The organism is Chryseobacterium paludis (assembly GCF_025403485.1).
GTDB classification, from domain to species: domain Bacteria; phylum Bacteroidota; class Bacteroidia; order Flavobacteriales; family Weeksellaceae; genus Chryseobacterium; species Chryseobacterium paludis.
Genome location: NZ_CP099966.1, coordinates 4,774,426 through 4,795,633, shown reverse-complemented (window position 1 = coordinate 4,795,633; position 21,208 = coordinate 4,774,426). Strand labels below are relative to the sequence as shown.

Sequence of the window (21,208 nt, the reverse complement as noted above, 5' to 3'; positions counted from 1 at the left end):
TAAGACATAATTAATGTAAAGAATGAGTACTACAAATATTTTCACTCCTTTTACTGAAGAAGAATTAATGCCGAAAGAGGAAAAATTGGAAGTTATAAAAAAGGGCAAACAATTTAGCATTGGTATTCCTAAAGAAACGTGTCTTCACGAAAGAAGAACCTGTATAACACCAGATGCAGTACAGGTATTGGTAGATCACGGTCATGAGATCATCATTGAGGCCGGAGCCGGAGAAGGTTCTTTTTTTACAGATTTACAGTATTCTGAATCAGGGGCAAAGATCACTACGGATCCTAAAGAAGCTTTCGGACAGGATTTAATTTTAAAAATCAATCCACCTACAGAGGAGGAAATTGATTTTATGAAGCCTAATACCTATCTGGTTTCTGCTCTTCAGATCAATTTAAGAGAAAAAGAATATTTCTTAAAACTGGCTGAGAAAAAAATCAATGCTATAGCTTTCGAGTTTATCATTGATGAATATAAACAGCTTGCTTTGGTACGATTGGTAGGTGAAATTGCCGGAACTGTTTCTATATTATATGCTTCAGAATTACTGGCATTGTCCAATGGATTAATGTTAGGTGGAATTACTGGGGTGCGACCTTCAGAGGTTCTTATTCTCGGTGCAGGAATCGTAGGTGAGTTTGCTACAAAAGCTGCCATCGGACTTGGAGCAAGTGTAAGGGTTTTTGACAACTCACTTTCAAAATTACGAAGACTTCACACGATAGTTGACAGCAGAGTTCCGACCTCTATTATCGATCCTAAAGAACTTGGCAAAGCATTAAGACGTGCCGATGTTGTGATCGGAGCGCTTCCAAGATTAAATATGCAGCCTATCGTTACCGAAGATATGGTGATGAAAATGAAAAAAGGGAGTGTGATCATTGATATTACGATTGATAATGGTAAAGTAATCGAGACATCAGAGCTTACTACTATGGAAGAGCCTTATATTATCAAACATGGTGTTATCCATTGCGGACTTCCTAACCTGACTTCAAAAATGCCCAGAACAACGACAAAGGCTATTTCTAATTTCTTCCTGTCTTATATTTTAAATTACGACGAAGAAGGTGGTTTCGAAAACATGCTGATCCGCAAAAATGAAATGAAGCAGAGTCTTTATATGTATAAAGGAAGACATACCAAAAAAATTATCTGCGACCGTTTCGGACTTACTTATCATGATATCAATCTTTTAATTTTCTAATGAAAAAACTGAAGTTCTATTTAGTAGGCCTTATTCCGGGGCTTATCATTGTATTTTTTATTTTAAACAAGAAAGGCGCAAGCTGTACAGGTTATCTACCCAACAGCCGTGTGATCGCTGAATCACTTTCAAAGGATTTTAAGTATTCTGAAAGTTTCACCACTGAAATGAAAACCTATAAGATTGATGAAAAGTTTTTAAAAGACAGCATCATCACTAAAGGAAAGGTGGATTTTGATAGAAGCCACGCTCAGAAGAAACCTTGTCCGAGCTATATTTTGGTTTATCCTGAAACGAATCCTACCTACGAAATAGAGTACGAAAAATGTGAGGAAACCCTTATGTTGAACGGCCTGAAAAAATTGAAATAAACAATTATATTCAAAGAAAACGGTAATGGACGGCAACTACTATATGATTCATGATTATCTGATATTCATTGGAGTTTTTGCCATTTTCTTTTTTCTTACGGTAAGCATTTATCTGTTTGGTCAGAATAAAAAATACAAACAGCGGAATACCAAACTTTCTGAAACCAATAAATTAATCGAACAACGGTTGAATGAGGTTCAGCTGGAACATATCGGTACCAAGCTTAATCCGCACCTGTTTAAAAACATCCTTAATTCAGTTCAGTCACATGCCTATCAGACCTACATGTCTCTGGACAAGTTGGCGAACGTTCTGGATTATATTTTATATGAAAGCAACAACAAATTTGTAAGCCCGAAGGAAGAGCTCACTTTTGCATTGAGCCTTATTGAAATCAATAAGATCAAGATCAACCCTCTTTTTGACTTTAGAATCAAATCTAAAATCGATAAATCGGATCGTATTTTTGAGGAGAAGGTTTTTGCCCCGCTCATTTCTGTTGATCTTATTGAAAACGCTTTTAAACACACCGATTTCTTAGCTCAGGATTCATTTATATCCATTCAGTTGGAGCTTCAAGATGGCATCTATACAATGAAGGTAAGCAATAAAGCTTCCCTGAAAACGGTTTTAGAAAAAGAAAAAAGCGGTTTTGGAAGTCAGTCTTTAGATCAGAGATTGAAAATGATTTACAATACCCACTATCAGCTTCATAAAAGTTCAAAAAACGGTATCTTCACCGCAGAATTACAAATCAATTTAGGAGAATTCTATGATAAAATGCGTTATTCTTGATGATGAATTGCTGGCAATAAGTTATTTAAAACTTCTATGCGAACAGATCGATAATGTAGAGGTCGTAAAGGCGTTCAACGACCCTAAGATCTTTCTCAGTGAAATCAACTCCATCGATTGCAATGTTTGCATCTTAGATATTGAAATGCCTGGAATGACAGGTCTTCAGGTAGCGGAACTCATCTCTGATTCAAAAAAAATCATTTTTACCACTGCCTATAAGGAATATGCTGCTGAAGCCTTTGACCTTAATGTGGTGGACTACGTACGGAAACCGATCAAAAAAGAAAGACTGATACAAGCTTTTGAAAAAGCAAAAGAGCTGGTTGCTGCTCCACAGAAAAAAGACTTTATCGAGTGGAATACCAATATTGGGAAAACCATTATTTTCACGGAACAGATCGCTTATATCAAAACGTCCGAGATTGACAGCCGTGATAAGGATATTGTCCTCAATGACGGTACGAATATCGTTTTGAAAAACCTTAATTTCAAAAATCTTTTGGAAATGCTTCCCGCTAAAGGTTTTGCCCAGGTCAACAAAAAAGAGATCATTGCACTGTCTGCCATAAAAGTATTTTCAACCAACGAAATTATTACAACGATGCAAACAGAAGACGATAATTTCCTTAAACTGCAAATTGGAGATACCTACAAAAATTCTTTAATGGAAATGTTTGGAAAGTAGATCTTTCAAAGAATTTGGTTTTCACTGCAGAATTCAGCCGTTTCATTACAAGTCCCTATTTAAAACGTTTTGTCGATGTATTTTTGCATCTGATTAAATGATTTGATAATGAAAAGACTTCTTTATGCATGTGGAATTCTCATATCCGGCTTTTGCTTTTCTCAGGAATCTGCTCCTAAAGTTAAAGCAGCATTTTTTGACGGAGTGGCAGTAGCAGGATATGTAGATCATGGGGCATTCATCAACTTTACAGGGCCTAATATCAATGTTACCTGGCGCAACACAAAATTTATCCTGGGAATGCTTCCATCCCTGAGAATAAAAGAAGACAAGTCAGAAGGCACAAAAAACAATTTGATCACTCCCAATCTTGGAGCAGGTCTTACCTTTGTCTATAAAAAAATAGCCCTTCAGATTCCTGTGTATTATAACACCAAGACCTCCACACAAAATGGAAGCTGGAAAATGGGTATTGGCTTAGGATATTCTTTAAAATAGATTTTTCATTACATTATTTATGGCATTTATTACATTTTGCGAAAAAAAATATCTACTATCCATATATTCTTTAGAAATTTACACTAAAATAACGGTACTATGAATTGGGGGAAATACAGAAATATAATTTTTTATGCAACCACGATTGCTGTTTTCTCTTGCCTGATGTACTACTTCATTATTGAAGGACAGACATTGGAGGTAAAAGAAAACCTTGTTGTAAAAACCAATACAGGATCTACCTGGGATAACTTTGTAGAAGCCTTTAAAACAAATCTTCATCATCCATTAGCCCTTCTGCTGGCTCAGATCGTTACCATTATCCTGGTAGCCAGATTATTCGGATGGATCTGTATGAAAATAAAACAACCTACCGTAATCGGAGAAATGATTGCAGGTATTGTTTTAGGCCCCTCATTACTGGGAATGTATTTTCCTGATTTTTCAGGTTTCCTTTTCCCAAAAGAATCATTGGGTAACTTACAGTTTTTAAGTCAGATCGGATTGATCCTGTTTATGTATATCGTTGGAATGGAACTTGACCTTAGCGTTCTGAGAAAAAAGGCTCATGATGCTGTTGTGATCAGTCATGCAAGTATCATTATTCCGTTTGCATTGGGTATCGGTCTTTCCTATTATATCTATCAGGAGTTCGCTCCGGATGGTATTCAGTTTACCTCTTTTGCCTTATTCATTGCTATTTCGATGAGTATAACGGCCTTTCCGGTATTGGCAAGGATCGTTCAGGAGAGAAACCTTCAGAAAACAAAACTGGGAACCATCGTTATTACCTGTGCTGCAGCCGATGATATTACCGCATGGTGTATCCTTGCCGCAGTGATCGCTATTGTAAAAGCTGGTTCTTTTGCCAGTTCCATCTATGTGATCTTAATGGCGATCGGATATGTATTTTTCATGATCAAAATCGTAAGACCTTTCCTTAAAAGGATAGGAGATTTACAGGCTGGTAAAAACACCATCAATAAGCCGATGGTTGCCATCTTCTTTTTAACCCTTATCCTTTCTGCCTATGTGACGGAAGTTATTGGAATCCATGCTTTATTCGGAGCATTTATGGCGGGAGCGATCATGCCTGAAAATGCTAAATTCCGTACGATGTTTATCGATAAAGTAGAAGATGTTGCTTTGGTTCTTTTACTGCCTTTATTCTTTGTATTTACGGGACTTCGTACGCAAATAGGATTATTAAACGATGGTCACCTTTGGATGACTGCAGGATTTATTATTCTGATTGCCGTTGCCGGTAAGTTTGCAGGAAGTGCATTGGCCGCTAAATTCCTTGGCATCAACTGGAAGGAAAGTTTAACGATCGGTGCATTAATGAACACCAGAGGATTGATGGAATTAATCGTCCTGAACATTGGATATGACCTTGGGGTATTAGGTCCTGAGATCTTCGCTATGCTAGTCATTATGGCATTATTTACCACTTTTATGACTGGTCCGGCATTGGATTTCATCAATTATGTTTTTAAATCTAAAAAGGATGAAGTAATACCTCAGGAGCATAATGATTCCAAGTATCGTGTTTTACTCTCTTTCGATAATCCTGAATCAGGAAGTACTTTACTGAAGCTTGCCCACGATTTCACCAATAAAATGAATGGTAACAAAAGTATTACCGCAATGAATATCGCTCCGGTGGAAGAAATGCACGCTTATGAGATCAATGAATATGAGAATGAACAGTTTAAGAATGTCATAGAAACCTCCCATGACCTGAAATTGGAAGTAACTACCCTTTTCAAAGCTTCTACAGATATTGAAAATGACCTTACCAGCATCTCCAACAAAGGCAATTATGACCTTCTTCTGATCATGCTTGGGAAATCGATGTATGAAGGAAGTTTATTGGGCAGGTTATTAGGTTTCACAACGAAAATCATTAACCCTGAAAAATTATTGAATACCGTAAAAGGAAAAGGTTATATTTTCAACAACTCTCCTTTTGACGATTTTACTTTACAGATTTTAGATAAGACCAACATTCCAGTCGGTGTCCTTGTAGAAAAAGATTTCAAAAGCGCTGATAAAGTATTTGTTCCGATCTTCAATCTTAGCGATTTCTATTTATTGGAATATGCTAAAAGACTGATCAACAATAACAATTCACAGATCATTATTCTGGATGTCGCAGGACAGATCCGCAATAATATTGAAGTGAAAGAACTCATCAGAAGCATCGAACAGGTTGCACCCAATCACATCACTTTATATAACGAGAAAAAGATCGAAAAAGAATTTTTAAATTCCCAGGATCTTATGCTCATCAGCAGTAAAAGCTGGAAAGGATTGATCGATACCAAAAGTATCTGGTTATCCGATATTCCTTCAGCTCTTATTATATCTAATCCATAATTTGTTTGATCGTTACCTGTATGAGAATACAGGTATTAAAAGACCAGCTTTTGAAAGCTGGTCTTTTTTGTTTGGTTATGATAGACTGCTTAGTGGCGTAGAGGAATTGCTCTAAAAACGAGATTGTTTCTTAATATTTATAAATTTGTAGTAAATGTTTTTGCGCTCTGAATAAATATAGAGAATCTTTCACTTTTTATATTATAAAGCAATATTTTATATTTCCCATTTGTATAAACTTTGGATATTCTTCCAACGTGCTCTTTCAATAGATATTTTTCTTTATACCCTCTCTTATCCCAGTAATCGCTTAAATAATTTTTCAATTCACCTAACTCGACTTCTGATAATTTCCAATTATCAGATTCATTTCCTTCATTTTTATAAGCAGAATATATGTATATGATTTGCTTATTATCATATTCAAAGAAAAAATTATTATTATTCATTGTCCAATTTATTATCCCTTTGGGTAAAATTATTGAAAAATTAGTTGTATAATATATTTCATGATCTGTGGAAGCATTTACCTTACTTGTATACCCAAACTTATTTTCTTTATTACCATACTCAAATATCATACTGTCGTTATGTATACTGTTCGTTGATATATCTACATATGAAGCACAGGAACTCATTAGTAAAATCAGTAAAAAAAAGATTGAATATTTCATAATTATTTGTTTTTTACGTAGCTTTTTTAATACCCATAATTGCCTAGAAATTTTCTTTCTTCTTTAATGAGGTTAAAGACTTCTTGAACTGTTAGCAAACTTTGTGTTTTATTATTCCGAGCAATAAATTGAGGAAAATTTTTTGAATCGGTTTATTTTGCCATAATTAAAACACATTAATATAGTTAACAAAAAATACCACTCCATGATGAAGCAGCATTTGTTTTATGATCAGTTATTTTAATAACAAATTATTTTTCAGATCTCGATTTCTCCAATTCCTGTTTCAGGAATTCAACCTGTTCTTTCAGCATTTTAATATAATCCTGTAGGTTATCCATGATCTGATTGGGAACGTTATAGTAATTGTAATTTATCCCTGCAGCATTATCACTAAAGTTTTCATTATTCTGCACTACAGCAGGAGTTCTTTCTTCCTTAATTTCTTCCACTGGAACTTCTAAAGCTTTAGCCAGTTTTTCCCATTCATCATCATATATTTTCACATCTCCATTTTCCTTTCTGCAGTAATTAGAAACATCTGTTGATAAGATGTTCGACATGTATTCCTGAGTATATCCTCTTTGCTTTCTTAGACTTTTTAGCTTTTCCATAGTGATCTTAAATGTGCTTTGTACAAATATAAAGAAAATTGTGGTTTGTCGTTTTATTGTGGATTATTAACTACCCTAAAAATAAATATTCCTTTGTTAAAAACTTAGAAACATTGTCATGCTCATTCCCTTCCCATTCTACTTATCTTGAAAACTTATTCACTTTTTTGGATTCCGTATATTTATGCTTATTTCTACCGTTAAATAAGGTGTTAAAAACATTTATTAAAAATAAGGAAACAACAATATAGAGGTATCTCACATTTAAATCATTCTGCGAATACGCAGAACGATATCTCTCATTGATCCATTTTTTTAGTTCCGTTTTAGATTTAGCTAAATCCTTTATATTTTCAGCTTCTTTAATAAAATCATCATGCTTGATTTGAGTTAGAATAGGCATTGTGTTTATTCTAAAGAAAACTAAATCCACCAGTAGATATGCTAGTAATAAAATAGATATAGTATTCGTAATTATTTTTATTTTTCTCATAAGATTATAGTTTATCTATCTTTCTTTTCCCATTACTAAGAGACGAACTTATATCAATAACAAAATCGACCTGATATTACCATTTATTAGCCAGATATTCATCAAATGGCGTGCTCCAAAACCAAGGAGGTGAGCAGAATCCTGTTAATTCAGAGAGAATATGCTGCATTCTTTCTTCAAAAAGTGGATCACTTCCATAATTATCATCATCATATTCAATATGTTTATCATTGATCAATTTTTTAAAATCATCATTTAAAATCAAGCCTTCATCTCTAAGTTTGTTTATCTGTGTGAAGAAACTATGCGCTAATGTTCTAAAATCATTATTATCTGAAGTTGATACTGTTTTAAAGTCTAACCTTTCAAATAAAAAATTTAATTGGTTTATCATTTTATTGGTTTCCATAATGATGCTCTTGATTGTATTTGAAATCTAGATTATTTACTATTATCTCCCCACGCTGGCGCGAGCGTCACGCTCGTTGCCTATTCATTAATTACAAATTTAACTCTATTTCCAAAATTTCCTGATCATCATTATAGTAATTTCTTGCACTACTATATTTCCATGCATAAGGCTCTGTTACAAAACCACGTTCAATAGGATTCTGATGGGTGTAATTTAATTTTTGTTCAAAAACCTTTAATATTACTTAATTCTAAAGAAATAGTATTTGTATAATTCTAAAAACATAGCTAATAAAAATCCGAGAAAGTATACCTTCCCGGATTTATTTATAGATTAATCTTTATTCGGACACGAGCGTGACGCTCGCGCCAGCAAGGGGGAGAAATCAGAAGGGTTTTTAAGCTGACTGTAAAAATCCGTAAAGAAACTGGTGAATGAGCCTTCATCGGCATCAATACTGATCATTTGTTGGGAATCTGTATTTCTAGGTAAAACTTCTTTGAGATTGCCTTCTTTATCAACACCCTGAACAAGTCCGATGGTATTGATCGTATTGTTTAATACCAGTAAAGTATCTTTTACTTTTTCTACCCTATCATTTACACTATTTTCTTTTTCCATTTTTTCATTACATAAGTGAATAAAGTTATAAAGCAATAAGGCTTTAATGAATGTAGAAAGTAAAATGTAGTATTGTTTGGCTATAAATGTCTCAAATTTTATAATTAAAAAAACCTCAAGATTATGAGAGCCCTTATAGATCAATTTATATTTAAAAATGTTTCATTAAAATTTGTCATAGAATACACCAGCATTAGGAAGATTTTAAGAGAGACTTACAAAATAATAAGCTAATTGGGGTTTGTGAAAAGCAGTCCCGGATTTGTCCCTATATTTATTAATAAAAGCCACCAAGTTGTCCGCTTTTTTTTCTTTTAAATGTCTGAGTGATGATGCTTTCTATATCTATAGAAAGCCTTTTATGATAGACTTTGTACTGTTTAGGTACCCTGCAAAATAAAGTTCTGTCTCTGTTTTTGTATACCCACCCAGGTGATTATGCAGGCAAGTCGAAAAAGGATTCAAACCGGCATTGCCTATGCACGTTCCGGAAAAGAGCTAACAGAAACAAAGGGCTCTTTATAAAACAGAGAATTTGGAAAGCAGGTATGTAAGTCATGGGCTTCATTTGTACAGCAGGAGGCATATCGATTTCTGCATCAAACAACAGCCGGGCACACTTATTCTTAAAAATCAGGAAGAGAAGATAGGAATTGCAGACCAAAATAAAATACAAAGCAGAAATGGCTGGTATCGAATTAATCATTGGAAAACTGGAAAAAAATTACGAGGGTACTTGTACATCCACAAGTTGCGGTCATGAACACTCACTGAATACTTAATAGTATATACAACGGCGTGGGCTCTTTTTTTAGTAATTATCTCATATTTCTTTTCTATATTTTGTATATACATAATTTTAAATTTCGGTTTGTCTTTAAAACCCTCGTCACTCTTCTGTAATATATTATCGCCTGCTTTGTGGCAATTAATATCTTTTATAGCCCTATATACTGTTTGAAATCAAAGTATTTTCTTGACTTTGGATTTAAAATACCGTAATAAGTGTTAAAAGAACCATTCCTTCTAACGTATTGAGGAATATAAAAAGGATTAAAAGTATTTATCTTTTCAAACTTCCATTCAGAAAAATTGAATTTTCTTTTGGTTACCGCCATCATGTAAAAATTTAATAGAAAACGATTTTCCTTATCCCAGATAGTCTTTTTTACTCTCCTGTCGATTTCCTCAATATCTGATTCGCTTGGATTATAATTGACATCAAGTTGGAATTTTTTATTAAAGCGGTTTAAAAATTCTTCAGCTTTTTTCTCAATGTTTTCTGAAGTGATTTTTTCTATCTCCTCCTGAAAGTCCGTTTCCAATAATCCATAATCAAGTGCTTCATCGGCATTTAAAAAAGCTAATGCATTTTCCTCATTATCTATCATTAAAAAGAATTTCTTGTTATCATTCGCCATAACTCTAAATTCATCTTTTGCCTTGTGTTTAGTACAGGTTCTATGTGTATTTAGATTTTGTCTAAAAAATTCAAAATTTAGTAAATCCTTTCTAATTGACTCATAATCATTAAGATTATAATTTGTTTCGACGATTTTAAAATTCTGTTGTGCCATTAAATTTCATATATAATATTGGAAATAAAAAGTTCAATGACCTCTAAGGGGTAAAATTAAGGTCGTAAGTTTTCATACTATTATTTTAAAATACTTTTTTACATCTTCCTAAACTACATCTCTCACAATTACATTTATTATAATGAAACTTATGTACACAAATCTGTTCTTTTTGTTCTTTTCCTCTCCACCAGATATGGTGAATATGATTTATTAGTAAAAAAGAAACTATATTTTTTATTTTTTCATTTTGATTATTGACAAATGATTCATTATCTGTTAATGTAAATTGGTTATTTGACAATTTTACTTTTTCCATTAAACTAAAGAACTCTTCATTATAAGTGTAAAAACTAAATCCACTTATGTGGCTTTTACTATCGTCAGATTCACCAAAAGACAATAATTTACAAATTACTTTTGTAGGAAAAACCTTTATTCCTTCAAATAAATTTAATGTATAATCAATTTTATCAATAGTACGTTTTTCACTTATTTCAGTTTCTATTTTGGAATAATCAGCTTCGTAATTTTCATTTAAAATATTTTTCTTTCGAATTTGAATTAATTTCGCATTTTCAATCTTATTAAGAAAATCATTAAATGTACTCTCATTCAAAATATTTTCCGTTGGTATATATATTTGACTAGCGTCAATATCATTACTTTTTTGCTCTAAAATCCTGTCTCTTAAAATAATATCATTTTGTATATCATACCAATAAATATTATTATTTGCCAAATCACATATCGTGAAAATTATTGCTTCGTCAAATTCAGTATAATAGTTGATTGCGTTTATTAGACTAATTCTGTGATATATTTTACCAAAATTTATATCTCTTCATTCTTAATCTGTAAATCCGTACAAGTTCCTTTATTCTGATTTATAATGAAAAAAATATGTTCCTCATTTTCATTTGTTACGTCAAAATAAAAGTTTGTTCCATTATCTTCTCCTGCTGAACCCGAATGTTCTTTTAACTTTATATTATTTTGCATAAAAAGATTTCTGAATTTACCTTTCAGTTTGTCATCAGCTTCTTTTCTAATATAGTCATTATCATATTTCATAATATGTAAATGTAAAAAAAAGTCTCCCTTATTCAAAAGAAGACTTTTCCACAATTATCATAAAATCAATAGATTTTACAATTATATTTTTTCTAAAGATTACAAACTTACATTTGTTTTAAAATGTCTTTTTTACTTTTTCAACTGTAATACTTTTTCAATAACTTTAGAAACTTAGTTTTTAAATTATGGTTTTTAAAACACTAGTTTTAGCTTTACAATCTATCTGTAAGTAATATTCGGTAAATGCTGTCGATGGATCGTTTTCAAATGCCTGTTCTTCATTATGCCAAACATAAATTTTATCACCTTCCTGCCTTTCAAACTTTTCGTAGATTTTATTTTTGTACTGATTATTAGTTAAAAATTTATACTCAATGTCCTTTTGAGCATACATTATCAGTGATGATAAGAAGCCTATCGAAAGTAATAATTTACATGTTCTTATTAATCAATAACTTATAAATTTTGTATCGCTAATAAAAAATGCCACACGAAACGATTCGTGCGGCAGCGTAGGTTATTCTTTTACTAATTTATAATTTGAATTTTTACCATCTAGACCTAAGGGAATTAAACTATTTTCTAAAAACTTCCATTGCTCATTTTCAAATATCCTTTGTCGTTCAAATTTTACATCGAAAAAATTACTTCTTGTTCCTTTGATCTTATAAACAGGAGAATGTAAACCTTCTGAACTTATTAAATAAAAAGAAATAGGCTTCTCCTTAATGATAGTTGTTTCAAATTGATCTTTATAAATAATTGTGTCATTTTGAGTTGATATTGAATATAAATAATAGTGAAACGGATTGTCACTAAAATCTTTAACATGAATAATGGTCCTCTTTTTCTTTATTAATCCTTCAATAACGTTTAATTTTGACTTTTGAGGATAACTATCTAATACGAGTATACTATCATTTCTTAGCTGCCAATTTCCAAATATTTCCTCTTTTAAAAATTCTGTTTTTTTGTAATATTTAAAAGTTCCATTTTTTAATAAATTTATACTTTCAAAATAATGAGGTGCTTTATATGAATATACACCTGATTTACTTTGTGAAAAAATACAAATTGACATTAAAATGAAACATAGGTTAATTTTTTTTTTCATGATTACATTATTTTTTTTCACTTCCTTTTTGATAGTCTTTTTGCCATCCTTTATATACTTCTTTAGCAGGAACTCCTAATTTACCAGCTTCTATTGTTCTTTTTATTAATTCCTTACCTTCTTTAGAGTTAATACTTATTGGACCTGCTGGTAAAGTTTGATATGCCGGAGGAGTCATTGTAGTACCAAATTTTAGTACATCCGAGTTCTTCCAAACATATGTACTTGATTTTTCAATATAATCTCTACCGGATTTATGATATCTCTCCCTATTGTATGCTTCTGTTTCATCACTAACATCATATAAACTGCCATAGCTTTTGTTATCAATTGCAAGTGATGTTTCTCCTTTTTCAAATTGGTATGCATGTTTTAATTCATGTCCAAGTAATCCATAATCATTTTCGGATTTTATAATTACCTTAGCATTACTAGCATCATATGACATTCCACTCTCCCCCGTACCAACATCTGAAACATTATAAACCTGGTCAGACTTTTCTAGACTTGAAATCTCTCCAAGAACTTTTTCATTAAAAGAAATTAATTTATTTCCCAAATCAGCATCCATACCCCCACTTTTAACAAATTGTTGAATTGCACTATTTGTATCCTTTAACATCTCTTTCTGTTTTTTCACTAGATCATCAGGATCTTCTATTGTCATTCCAGTAGGATCAATAAACATAATGGGGTTATTATTACAGTAATTAAATGGACTTGTTGAAGGGTATATTTCTGCTAGCGGATCTACCACACCCCATCTACCAATGTCCGCCATGTACATCCTTGCTCCATAATCATACATACTCGTCTCTTGTAGCTCCTTGCCATTGTACTTATAGTTTTTATAAGCACTCGGACTAAAGAAAGAATTTCCTGTTTTTAAATGATTCATCCCAAATGGGTAATAATCATTAGCATCTGTAATCTCAAGAGCACCTGCGCTGTTTCTTCCGAAACTTATTCTTACATTTCCTAAATGATCTTTATACTGGTAAATATACTGATCTTTTGTATAATCATAAAATCCTTCTGCTGTTGGGAAAAACTGAAGCTCAGGATTCTTTGATTCTAAACCAACCATAGCACTTACTGGTTCTACAGAATAAGCTTCCATTTCCAAAGCTCTTGATGTTTCAAGTTTATCCATCATCATCTCGGTACTTCCACCACCACTACCTCCTCCTGAGCTGGTTTGATTCACATACTGGAATCCATCAAGATAATCTGTAACTACTTTTGACCATGTTGTCCCTGCAACTCCTGAAGAAGAGGTATAGTTTTCTTTCCTCAACTTCATTCCGTTAGCACTGTATTTGGTGGAAATTTCGGCAACTTGTGTCCCTTTATCTATTGCCAGTTGATCAGGTAAATTTAAATGGTTGTATGCAATGCCTGAAATAGATTTATCAGCCATCGTTTGCATATTACCATTTAGATCATAAGTGATCGGAAGACCAGCAGTACCCTCATAACCGGTACTGTTACCACTGTTGTCTTTAATTGATATTGCCTGATTTCCTAGATAAGTATATTCTAAATCATCAATTTTTGTGGCGATTGTCCCTTGCAATACAGAGGTTCTGTAAAGATTGGTAATGTTTCCATTCAAATCATAGGTTAAAGATTCTGTATTTTCTTTACTGTTGGGGTTATTTGGATTTTGATAATAACCTGCCGTTAGTCGGTTTAGCTTATCATAAACATAACCATATCTTTTGGGTGTAAGTGACGGATTAGCTCCAATTGCTTCCACGGCTCTCCAATCTACTTCGGCAATGTTTCCATTGTATTTAGCCTCAACATTTTTACCGGGAAACAATACCGAATCAGGGTTGGTAACCCCTTCTTTCTGGTTGTATTTAATTTTATAAGAAAACAGTTTCCCTTCCAGATTGGCTACCGACATCTGGTTTTTATTGATATCGGTCAACCAGCCTCTTATGTTGTAGCTATAATCTATACTTTGAAGATTGTTTCCTACTTTTTTGTTATTCAGCTGTGATAGCTCATTGTAAGAATTATCTGTCAGAAGCTCTTCAGCTCCGCTATTCACCTGATGGTAATGTTGCTTTAACCTGTTTTGAGCATCATAAACAAAACGCTCCTGTATGCTGACCCCTATTTCACCAAGCTTTCTTAGGTGCGTTGTATTAGTTCTCTTAGCTATCCCGGCAAAATCCAGTTCAGTTTCTGTTCTTGTGTACCCACCTAAGTGATTAACAGAATGAGTTCCTATGGCTCTTCCTTTGTTATCATAGTAGGTATAATTGCTGGTCCAGTTAGTATCTTCGATATTTCTTACCATACTCATCACAGGAAGACTTTTTGTACTTACAGAGTTTCCTGTCGAATTATCTGTCATTACAGGGATTCCTAAAATATTGGTCGGAAATGTTGGATTAAATCCATATACAGGATAGGTATCGTAATAATTAATACTTAAAAGCGAAGTAATGGAATTAGGATAGCTTGTAGAAGCGGTGTTGTCATAATATACCCCACGTCCACCAACATTAAATCCTACAGAAGCGGTTCTAGCTACATTGTTACTGCCTGCTGCATCTGCCTTTGTCTGTTCCACTTCTCTTCCTACAAGCCCATAAGCTTGTGTTGAGGTATATATTCCGGTATAAGCTGGCCTTCCGAACTGGTCATACTTGGTGAAAAGCCACTGTTTATTGGCTCCCATTACAGCATCCTGAGTCATGATAACCCTGTCCTGTTTATCATACACCATATATTCCCAGGTTTTTCCAGGCAATTTTTTAAGCGCAAGCCTATTTCTTCCGTCATACCTGTAAATATAGCATAGACTACCTAATACAGTATTTACATTAGCAACTACAGATGCTTTTGGGGGAATGACAAAAGCCAATTGATTATATTCATTATAAACATAATATGTGTCTGCACTTTCACTAGCATTAATTACTTTCCTCACTAATAAAACCTGTCCTTTTCCATTTTTGAACTCTATGGTTTTGTTTCCATCTTCATCAGTAACCGTAGTTTTGTATAATTGATTAGCACCATAGGTAGCCGTAGTTGAGCCTATTGCTGAAGATGTAGTACCATTGGCTGGGGTTGTTACGGTTACATACTTTTTAACCTCTGATGCCACATTTGTGCCATATTCAAATCTGACAGGTTTATCATTCCATGCAGTTCCAACCTGTTTTTGTTCCAGTAGTCGGTCTAAAGGCGACTCTTCAAGCTTTTTCTCAGAAAAAGCCTTTTCTCCCGGATACATTCCGGAAGGATCACCTACAGGGAAATCAATCAAACCTGGAGTCTGACTGTATATGGCTCCGCCAGTAGTTGACTGCTGAGGAACAGGAAGATAATCTCTGGTCTGTCTTCCAAAACCATCATATAAAATAGGGGTTACTAAATCTTTTCCCGTCGGAGATGCTTTGATATTAACTACCTGTTTAGGTCTTCCCAATCCATCAAAATACTGAACAGTTTCTGAAAATTTTGAGGGCTGAGTTCCGTTATAATCCAGATAGGTTTTTGAATATATATAGTTTTCTGTAGGAGAAAGCTGCGCATGGACCAGTCCACTCATTAGCAAAGCTCCTATTGGAATGAGTATTTTTTTCATCGTGTCTTAGTTTTTATAATTGTATTTGAACTCTTTAACCACCTTATATACCATATTTCCAGAACTGTCTTTTTCCTGTTGACGGATTTCTTTTAATCGATTGGCTGTGTCATAGATATAGACTTCTCTGATTCCCGAAGGTGGAGTGATACTGGTAACTCCGATCAATGGATCATACGTATAGGTTGTAATTTGATAAGCTGACAAATCAGCGTTCTTTCTGAAATTATCCAATGCGGTTATCAGTGCAGGTTCAGTAGCCGAATTAATTAGATCTGAATCTGAAGCCGTCATAATCTGTGTAACATTAGCCTGAGCAATACTAAGTAGATCTCTATAGGCAATTCCCTCTATTTTAGCAATAGGCTGGGTACTACCATATCCCCAGATTATAGTAACCGGAATTCCATTTTTTGGAGTATACTGCATGATATGTCCTTTTCCATCGTACCAGTCATAAGTAATTTCTGTGGAAGGCGTACTATTTAACATATCGTAGGACAGTACAGAACTTGGAAGCCAACTATTAAGGGCATCATACTTTGTTTCTGATCTGGAAACTACTTTTCCGGAATCTCCTGTATTTTGCTTTTGAACTGCTATAGTTTCTAAAGGAATACCAATCATATTGGCATCAATCAACTTTTGATTGCTTTTTTCACGTGCATACAAATAAGTTGTTTCCTGAACACTACCATCAGTGGTCTGCGTGGTGCTTTTTGAAAGCTGCTTATCTAAACTGTCATATACGTAATTTGTAGTTGTAATCAATTTTTTATAAGAAGTATCATCTGTAACATTCAGAGGCACATCTTCTAAATATTCTGTAGTTTTACTTGAATTCAGGAAAGAAGAATACGTTGGAAATCTATAAGCTCCAATGTACATATTATCTAATGAGGTAGACGCATTTACTCCTGGAGGCAGGGTTACATATGGATAAAGCTGAATACCGGCAACACTATAAACCGTATTTCCCATTGTTGCAGTGTAATCATTTTTAACACTGTTCTTTACAAATAAAGTCCCGTTTTTATTATTAAATATACGGTGTGAAATTAATTTCCCCTGAATATTACCTAATGGTAACTGCTTATACAGGGTATTTTCAGCTGACCCGGATAATAAATTTAAAATGCTTGAATTATCTATTTGACTGTTAGCCATTCCGCTTACATTTGGCAACCTGAAAGGAATAGTATTAAGAACTGTATAAGCCTTCATATCAAATATCTTTTCTTCTCCTCCTTTTTCAAAGTTATCTCCCCCATAGCTAATTGTAACCAAGGGATATACAGGATCATTAAGATCAATATAAGTCTCTTCTCCATCCTGTAAAACCGAACCCATTCTTGTGCTTTGAATATCTGAATGAAAAAGCGTTTCATACATGGTAGAAAAACAAGTAGCACAGTCATTTGGCGGCGGTAATGTAGTAGTCCCTTGTACCTGATTATATACATAGGACTTAAATCCAGGATGTAAAGGCGCACTAAGAACATCAAAATTATTAATATTTTGATAATTTGTATAATACAGTCTTTTAATATTGATCGTTCCGGTCTCAGAAACATCATACTGTCTTTTTAGCCTGATATTAGAGTCTTCTACTCTTTGCCAGACATTCGGATATTCTATATGTGCATTTCCGTTACATTCATAACAAATATCTTTTACTTTAAAATTGAATTTGTAAGATTTGTTATTGGCTAATGTGAAAGTATATGTATTGGTTATATCCTGGATCATTTTTATTACAGTGATCGTTTTACTAAAGACCACTTGATTGGTTGCCAGATCTGTAATTTCAAATAATGCATTTGCTTTGTTGGGTTGATTTATTTCCTTGTCAGAATGAAGCATCAAAGTAATTTGAGCATTGACACTATTTCCATCTATCGTTGAAACATGGTGGGTAAATGTTGATTCATTGGTTAATGGGAGCCAATCTTGTTCGAAAACCAAAGGAAGATTTAAATAATTTGTATTTCCAATGACACAATCACCAATATAATTGATGGGAATTTTAGCCTCTATTGACTCATATTCGAACATCGTCTTTCCTTTTGTAGGATAAGTAATAGATTTCAGGGTTCCAAATTGCGCATAACCAAAGTTAACTCTGCGGTCTGCATAATTACCATTCATATTAAAAAGGGCATACTGCTCTCCAAATAATTTCAGATTAGGTAATAATGCTGTATTATTTTTACCATTAAAGTATCCAAGATAATCAACACTTCTGGATAGTCTTTTAGGAAGATCTAATGCATTATTATAGTCTAAAGTATACTCATTGACAAAAGTATCTACATTGCTATGGATGGCATATTCTTTAACAGATGTCAGGAAAAATCTTTTTTCACTGACTGTTGCCCCAGCGCTATTAAGATAATCGAAGGACATTTTCTTGATATTAACCCCTTTTTGAGAAATAACTATGTTCCCCAACTTTTGAAAAGGACTGTTTGTTTCTATAATGTAATTGAATTGGATAATTTCATCTCCAGCAGTAATTTTATCAAGAAATTTAGCTTCAACTACATTAAGTACTTTACCAGAAGTCCCAATGCCTGCGCCAGATGGTGCTACATCTATTGTTCCTGAGGCTGTGGCTGAGGACTCCAACTGTCCTGTTTCCTGTTCACCTAATGGAATTATTTTTGAATTCGCCTGATTATAATTAAATTCAATTTTATTATGCAAAACATCTTCAATTGTTTTTAAATAAAAGCTGGTGATCCCACTGCGATTTCCCTGCAGTCTTACAAATGTCTTTTCTGTAGCTCCCACTCCACCAAAAGTATATTTTGTTCCGTCATAGGTAGTAATGGTAAAGGCGTTACTTACTTTAAAGTTATTATCTACAGCTTCAAGTTTAAGATTATAATCCTGAGTCAGAAGTACAGGTTTGAAGGTTTTATCTAAATAAAAGCTTCCACTATATCCCGGAATTGAATAATTAAATACATCAATTTCATTATCTATTGAGGTTGATATATCATGGGAATAAACTCCCAGATCCTGAGCTCCGGCCTGAGAAGATAAATTACCTAACTCCGTCTGACTGAGAACTAATCTTTGTGATGCAAGCTCATCTGTAAGGTCATATATGGTTCTGGTAATGATACCACCAGTCTCTAAGATCCAGTTCATTCCTACACTATTAGGAATATCATTCACCTTCACCCCTACTTTAGAATAATTTAAAGAAACGGGAAGCTTTAAACTTCCGTTTTTTAGTTCATGTATTGGGATTTGGATGTTTGGGGATCCCTTAAATTCATTAAAGTTTAGGTTTCCAAATTGCGTCCTGAAAAATGATTCGGGAGAAGGAGGAACAATATTAAAAGCATCAGTCCCGTCTGCTGCCCCTTTTGAAGAGAACAAACTGTTATAATCCTGTGCATAAAAAGAAATGGATAAAAAACTTAATAGGATAGGTAAAGTTTTTTTTATATAATTTTTCATAGTTATTTCTTAATCAGTTTAGCATTCGCTGTTTTATTAGTATCCGTTTTGATGACTATCAAATATGCTCCCTGGATCAATGCCTGAGTATTGATCTTCGTTACTTTATTCTTCGTTTTCAAACTCTGTAATTGTCTTCCACCCATATCATATAATGTGATATCTGCGTCTTTAAAGTCAAAACCAATTTCTACATACGCATAATCAGAAACCGGATTTGGATAAATTTTAATATCTTGTTTCTCTATTAACTGATCCAATTGTTTGTCACCTAGTTTGATAATCTTCCAGTTCTCCTTTCCTAATTCTTCTGCACTTGTTCCTGCAAGTATGATTGAGCCATCTCTGTTGAGCTTAATATCAGATAACCTTTCCTCTCTCTTTCTGGATTCCCCTTCCACATGTTTCCTCCACTGTTCATTTCCGTTTTGATCCAGATATAGCATCCAGAATTTCTCATCATCAGCTTCTATTCTTCCCTCCGCCTGGGTATAACCACCTAATAGAATTCCTTTTGTTTTATCATCTGCAGAATGAATCACACTAATTCCCATTAAAACATCTCTATTCTTAAAATTGTAAGATTTCTGCCACTGCTCATCACCTCTTTCATTTAAAGAAATTAACCAAACATCAGTTCCTTCTTCAATTCCTACAGTTTTATTTCCTGATCTTTCAGATCTTGATTCTCCACCAATGATATATCCATTTGAAGTTAGAGCCAGTGTTCTCAAATGATCATCTCCTTTTCCTCCAAAGTTCTTTTCCCATTCTACTTTTCCTTCTTTTGAAAGTTTTATAATCCAAAAATCACCTTCACCAAAGTTTTCAGTTTGTTTTGAACCTCCAGCACTACTTCTGGAATAGATTCCTAACAAAGCTCCACCGTCACGAGTTGGTATCATCTTTTCAACTTCGTCATTTCCTCTTCCACCAAATACAGATTGTGACAGTTCTTTTCCATTTTTGTCAAGTTTTATAATCAAGACATCTTTTGAACCATAACCTTTAGCAGAGTTTTGTACATTACCTGCTACAAAGAAACCTAAATCAGTAGTTTGGATAACTGATCTTGCTTCTTCATCAGCACTCGTTCCTAAAGTCTTTTGCCACAATTCATCGCCAAATTCATTGATTCTAATGAGCCAAATGTCTGATCCACCTTTAGAATCTTCTTTTTTGTCTAATGATTTTCCAGAAAAAGTGGTTCCTGAAATAAGCGATCCTCCATCCTGCGTTGTTACAGTTGAAGAAAGATAATCATGATTATTTCCTGCAAAGTATTTCTCCCAAACCTGATCTCCCTGCTGATTCAGTTTCACCAAATGAAAATCGTACCCATTATTTTGTTCACCTTCTGTTTTAGATGCCTGAATTGCACTTCCAGTAATTAAATACTGCTGGTCTATCGTTGTTGTCACCTGGCTCAGGAAATCCTGTGTACTGGATTTAATATCCTTTTGCCAAATGACCTGCTGGGCAGATACGCCCATGATGCACAGTGAAAGTGCACTCATATAGAGTTTTTTCATGCCTTATGTTTAATGAGTTTTAGTTTTATTTTATAATTCCGCAAAAATACTCTTTTTACGTCACA

At 33.6% G+C, this 21,208-nt stretch carries 18 protein-coding genes; 6 read left to right on the top strand and 12 right to left on the bottom strand.

All coding sequences use genetic code 11. The annotated features are described in order from the left end of the window. Window positions 1-22 precede the first annotated feature (22 nt). The 6 genes from NG806_RS21825 (at window position 23) to NG806_RS21800 (ending at window position 5,948) form a co-directional block, all read left to right on the top strand. A complete protein-coding gene (locus NG806_RS21825; protein ID WP_214826454.1) occupies window positions 23-1,216 on the top strand; it encodes an alanine dehydrogenase in 1,194 nt (397 codons plus the stop codon). After that, on the top strand, window positions 1,216-1,587 hold the full coding sequence (locus NG806_RS21820) for a hypothetical protein (RefSeq protein ID WP_261511332.1): 372 nt from the start codon (window positions 1,216-1,218) through the stop codon (window positions 1,585-1,587). Before NG806_RS21825 ends, NG806_RS21820 begins: the two co-directional genes overlap by 1 nt. Before the next feature lie 25 nt (window positions 1,588-1,612). Further along, the gene (locus NG806_RS21815; RefSeq protein ID WP_214826458.1) at window positions 1,613-2,383 is read left to right on the top strand and encodes a histidine kinase; all 771 of its coding nucleotides are present in this window, start codon (window positions 1,613-1,615) and stop codon (window positions 2,381-2,383) included. Next, window positions 2,361-3,071 carry a LytR/AlgR family response regulator transcription factor gene (locus NG806_RS21810; protein WP_261511331.1) on the top strand — a complete coding sequence of 237 codons (711 nt, stop codon included), beginning with the start codon at window positions 2,361-2,363 and terminating at the stop codon, window positions 3,069-3,071. The genes NG806_RS21815 and NG806_RS21810 overlap by 23 nt, the downstream gene beginning before the upstream one ends. A gap of 108 nt (window positions 3,072-3,179) precedes the next feature. Beyond that, complete coding sequence (locus NG806_RS21805; RefSeq protein ID WP_261511330.1) at window positions 3,180-3,569, top strand: hypothetical protein; 390 nt, start codon at window positions 3,180-3,182, stop codon at window positions 3,567-3,569. Window positions 3,570-3,668: 99 nt separating this feature from the next. Beyond that, window positions 3,669-5,948 carry a cation:proton antiporter gene (locus NG806_RS21800; RefSeq protein ID WP_214826461.1) on the top strand — a complete coding sequence of 760 codons (2,280 nt, stop codon included), beginning with the start codon at window positions 3,669-3,671 and terminating at the stop codon, window positions 5,946-5,948. Window positions 5,949-6,085: 137 nt separating this feature from the next. Here NG806_RS21800 and NG806_RS21795 read toward each other — a convergent pair whose 3' ends face one another. The 12 genes from NG806_RS21795 to NG806_RS21735 all read right to left on the bottom strand — a co-directional run bounded on the left by NG806_RS21795 (window position 6,086) and on the right by NG806_RS21735 (window position 21,143). Next, window positions 6,086-6,622, bottom strand: coding sequence for a hypothetical protein (locus NG806_RS21795; RefSeq protein WP_261511329.1), 537 nt, complete (start codon window positions 6,620-6,622; stop codon window positions 6,086-6,088). Between the two features lie 251 nt (window positions 6,623-6,873). Continuing rightward, complete coding sequence (locus tag NG806_RS21790) at window positions 6,874-7,236, bottom strand: helix-turn-helix domain-containing protein (RefSeq protein WP_261511328.1); 363 nt, start codon at window positions 7,234-7,236, stop codon at window positions 6,874-6,876. Between the two features lie 142 nt (window positions 7,237-7,378). Then, window positions 7,379-7,729, bottom strand: coding sequence for a hypothetical protein (locus NG806_RS21785; RefSeq protein ID WP_261511327.1), 351 nt, complete (start codon window positions 7,727-7,729; stop codon window positions 7,379-7,381). 76 nt (window positions 7,730-7,805) lie between these two features. After that, on the bottom strand, window positions 7,806-8,123 hold the full coding sequence (locus NG806_RS21780; RefSeq protein WP_261511326.1) for a hypothetical protein: 318 nt from the start codon (window positions 8,121-8,123) through the stop codon (window positions 7,806-7,808). Window positions 8,124-8,474: 351 nt separating this feature from the next. Continuing rightward, window positions 8,475-8,762, bottom strand: coding sequence for a hypothetical protein (locus NG806_RS21770; RefSeq protein ID WP_261511325.1), 288 nt, complete (start codon window positions 8,760-8,762; stop codon window positions 8,475-8,477). Between the two features lie 938 nt (window positions 8,763-9,700). Next, a complete protein-coding gene (locus NG806_RS21765) occupies window positions 9,701-10,183 on the bottom strand; it encodes a hypothetical protein (RefSeq protein ID WP_261511324.1) in 483 nt (160 codons plus the stop codon). Between the two features lie 241 nt (window positions 10,184-10,424). Next, the gene (locus NG806_RS21760; protein WP_261511323.1) at window positions 10,425-11,081 is read right to left on the bottom strand and encodes a hypothetical protein; all 657 of its coding nucleotides are present in this window, start codon (window positions 11,079-11,081) and stop codon (window positions 10,425-10,427) included. Window positions 11,082-11,173: 92 nt separating this feature from the next. Then, window positions 11,174-11,413 carry a hypothetical protein gene (locus NG806_RS21755; protein WP_261511322.1) on the bottom strand — a complete coding sequence of 80 codons (240 nt, stop codon included), beginning with the start codon at window positions 11,411-11,413 and terminating at the stop codon, window positions 11,174-11,176. Between the two features lie 520 nt (window positions 11,414-11,933). Continuing rightward, window positions 11,934-12,530: a hypothetical protein gene (locus NG806_RS21750; protein WP_261511321.1), complete on the bottom strand. Its 597-nt coding sequence runs from the start codon at window positions 12,528-12,530 to the stop codon at window positions 11,934-11,936. Between the two features lie 7 nt (window positions 12,531-12,537). Beyond that, entirely contained in the window at window positions 12,538-16,140 is a 3,603-nt protein-coding gene (locus tag NG806_RS21745; RefSeq protein WP_261511320.1) for an RHS repeat-associated core domain-containing protein, read from the bottom strand. A gap of 6 nt (window positions 16,141-16,146) precedes the next feature. After that, on the bottom strand, window positions 16,147-19,611 hold the full coding sequence (locus tag NG806_RS21740) for a hypothetical protein (RefSeq protein WP_261511319.1): 3,465 nt from the start codon (window positions 19,609-19,611) through the stop codon (window positions 16,147-16,149). A 2-nt stretch (window positions 19,612-19,613) separates the two neighbouring features. Further along, window positions 19,614-21,143, bottom strand: a complete 1,530-nt coding sequence (locus NG806_RS21735) for a T9SS type A sorting domain-containing protein (RefSeq protein WP_261511318.1) — start codon at window positions 21,141-21,143, stop codon at window positions 19,614-19,616. Window positions 21,144-21,208: the final 65 nt, after the last annotated feature.

Bases quoted from the DNA above. Each gene is read 5' to 3' on its own strand.
- NG806_RS21755 (WP_261511322.1), bottom strand. From the start codon at position 11,413: ATGAAATATGATAATGACTATATTAGAAAAGAAGCTGATGACAAACTG.
- NG806_RS21805 (WP_261511330.1), top strand. From the start codon at position 3,180: ATGAAAAGACTTCTTTATGCATGTGGAATTCTCATATCCGGCTTTTGC.
- NG806_RS21815 (WP_214826458.1), top strand. From the start codon at position 1,613: ATGGACGGCAACTACTATATGATTCATGATTATCTGATATTCATTGGA.
- NG806_RS21820 (WP_261511332.1), top strand. From the start codon at position 1,216: ATGAAAAAACTGAAGTTCTATTTAGTAGGCCTTATTCCGGGGCTTATC.
- NG806_RS21785 (WP_261511327.1), bottom strand. From the start codon at position 7,729: ATGAGAAAAATAAAAATAATTACGAATACTATATCTATTTTATTACTA.
- NG806_RS21780 (WP_261511326.1), bottom strand. From the start codon at position 8,123: ATGATAAACCAATTAAATTTTTTATTTGAAAGGTTAGACTTTAAAACA.
- NG806_RS21825 (WP_214826454.1), top strand. From the start codon at position 23: ATGAGTACTACAAATATTTTCACTCCTTTTACTGAAGAAGAATTAATG.
- NG806_RS21735 (WP_261511318.1), bottom strand. From the start codon at position 21,143: ATGAAAAAACTCTATATGAGTGCACTTTCACTGTGCATCATGGGCGTA.
- NG806_RS21795 (WP_261511329.1), bottom strand. From the start codon at position 6,622: ATGAAATATTCAATCTTTTTTTTACTGATTTTACTAATGAGTTCCTGT.
- NG806_RS21765 (WP_261511324.1), bottom strand. From the start codon at position 10,183: ATGGCGAATGATAACAAGAAATTCTTTTTAATGATAGATAATGAGGAA.
- NG806_RS21810 (WP_261511331.1), top strand. From the start codon at position 2,361: ATGATAAAATGCGTTATTCTTGATGATGAATTGCTGGCAATAAGTTAT.
- NG806_RS21745 (WP_261511320.1), bottom strand. From the start codon at position 16,140: ATGAAAAAAATACTCATTCCAATAGGAGCTTTGCTAATGAGTGGACTG.
- NG806_RS21790 (WP_261511328.1), bottom strand. From the start codon at position 7,236: ATGGAAAAGCTAAAAAGTCTAAGAAAGCAAAGAGGATATACTCAGGAA.
- NG806_RS21740 (WP_261511319.1), bottom strand. From the start codon at position 19,611: ATGAAAAATTATATAAAAAAAACTTTACCTATCCTATTAAGTTTTTTA.
- NG806_RS21750 (WP_261511321.1), bottom strand. From the start codon at position 12,530: ATGAAAAAAAAAATTAACCTATGTTTCATTTTAATGTCAATTTGTATT.
- NG806_RS21770 (WP_261511325.1), bottom strand. From the start codon at position 8,762: ATGGAAAAAGAAAATAGTGTAAATGATAGGGTAGAAAAAGTAAAAGAT.
- NG806_RS21800 (WP_214826461.1), top strand. From the start codon at position 3,669: ATGAATTGGGGGAAATACAGAAATATAATTTTTTATGCAACCACGATT.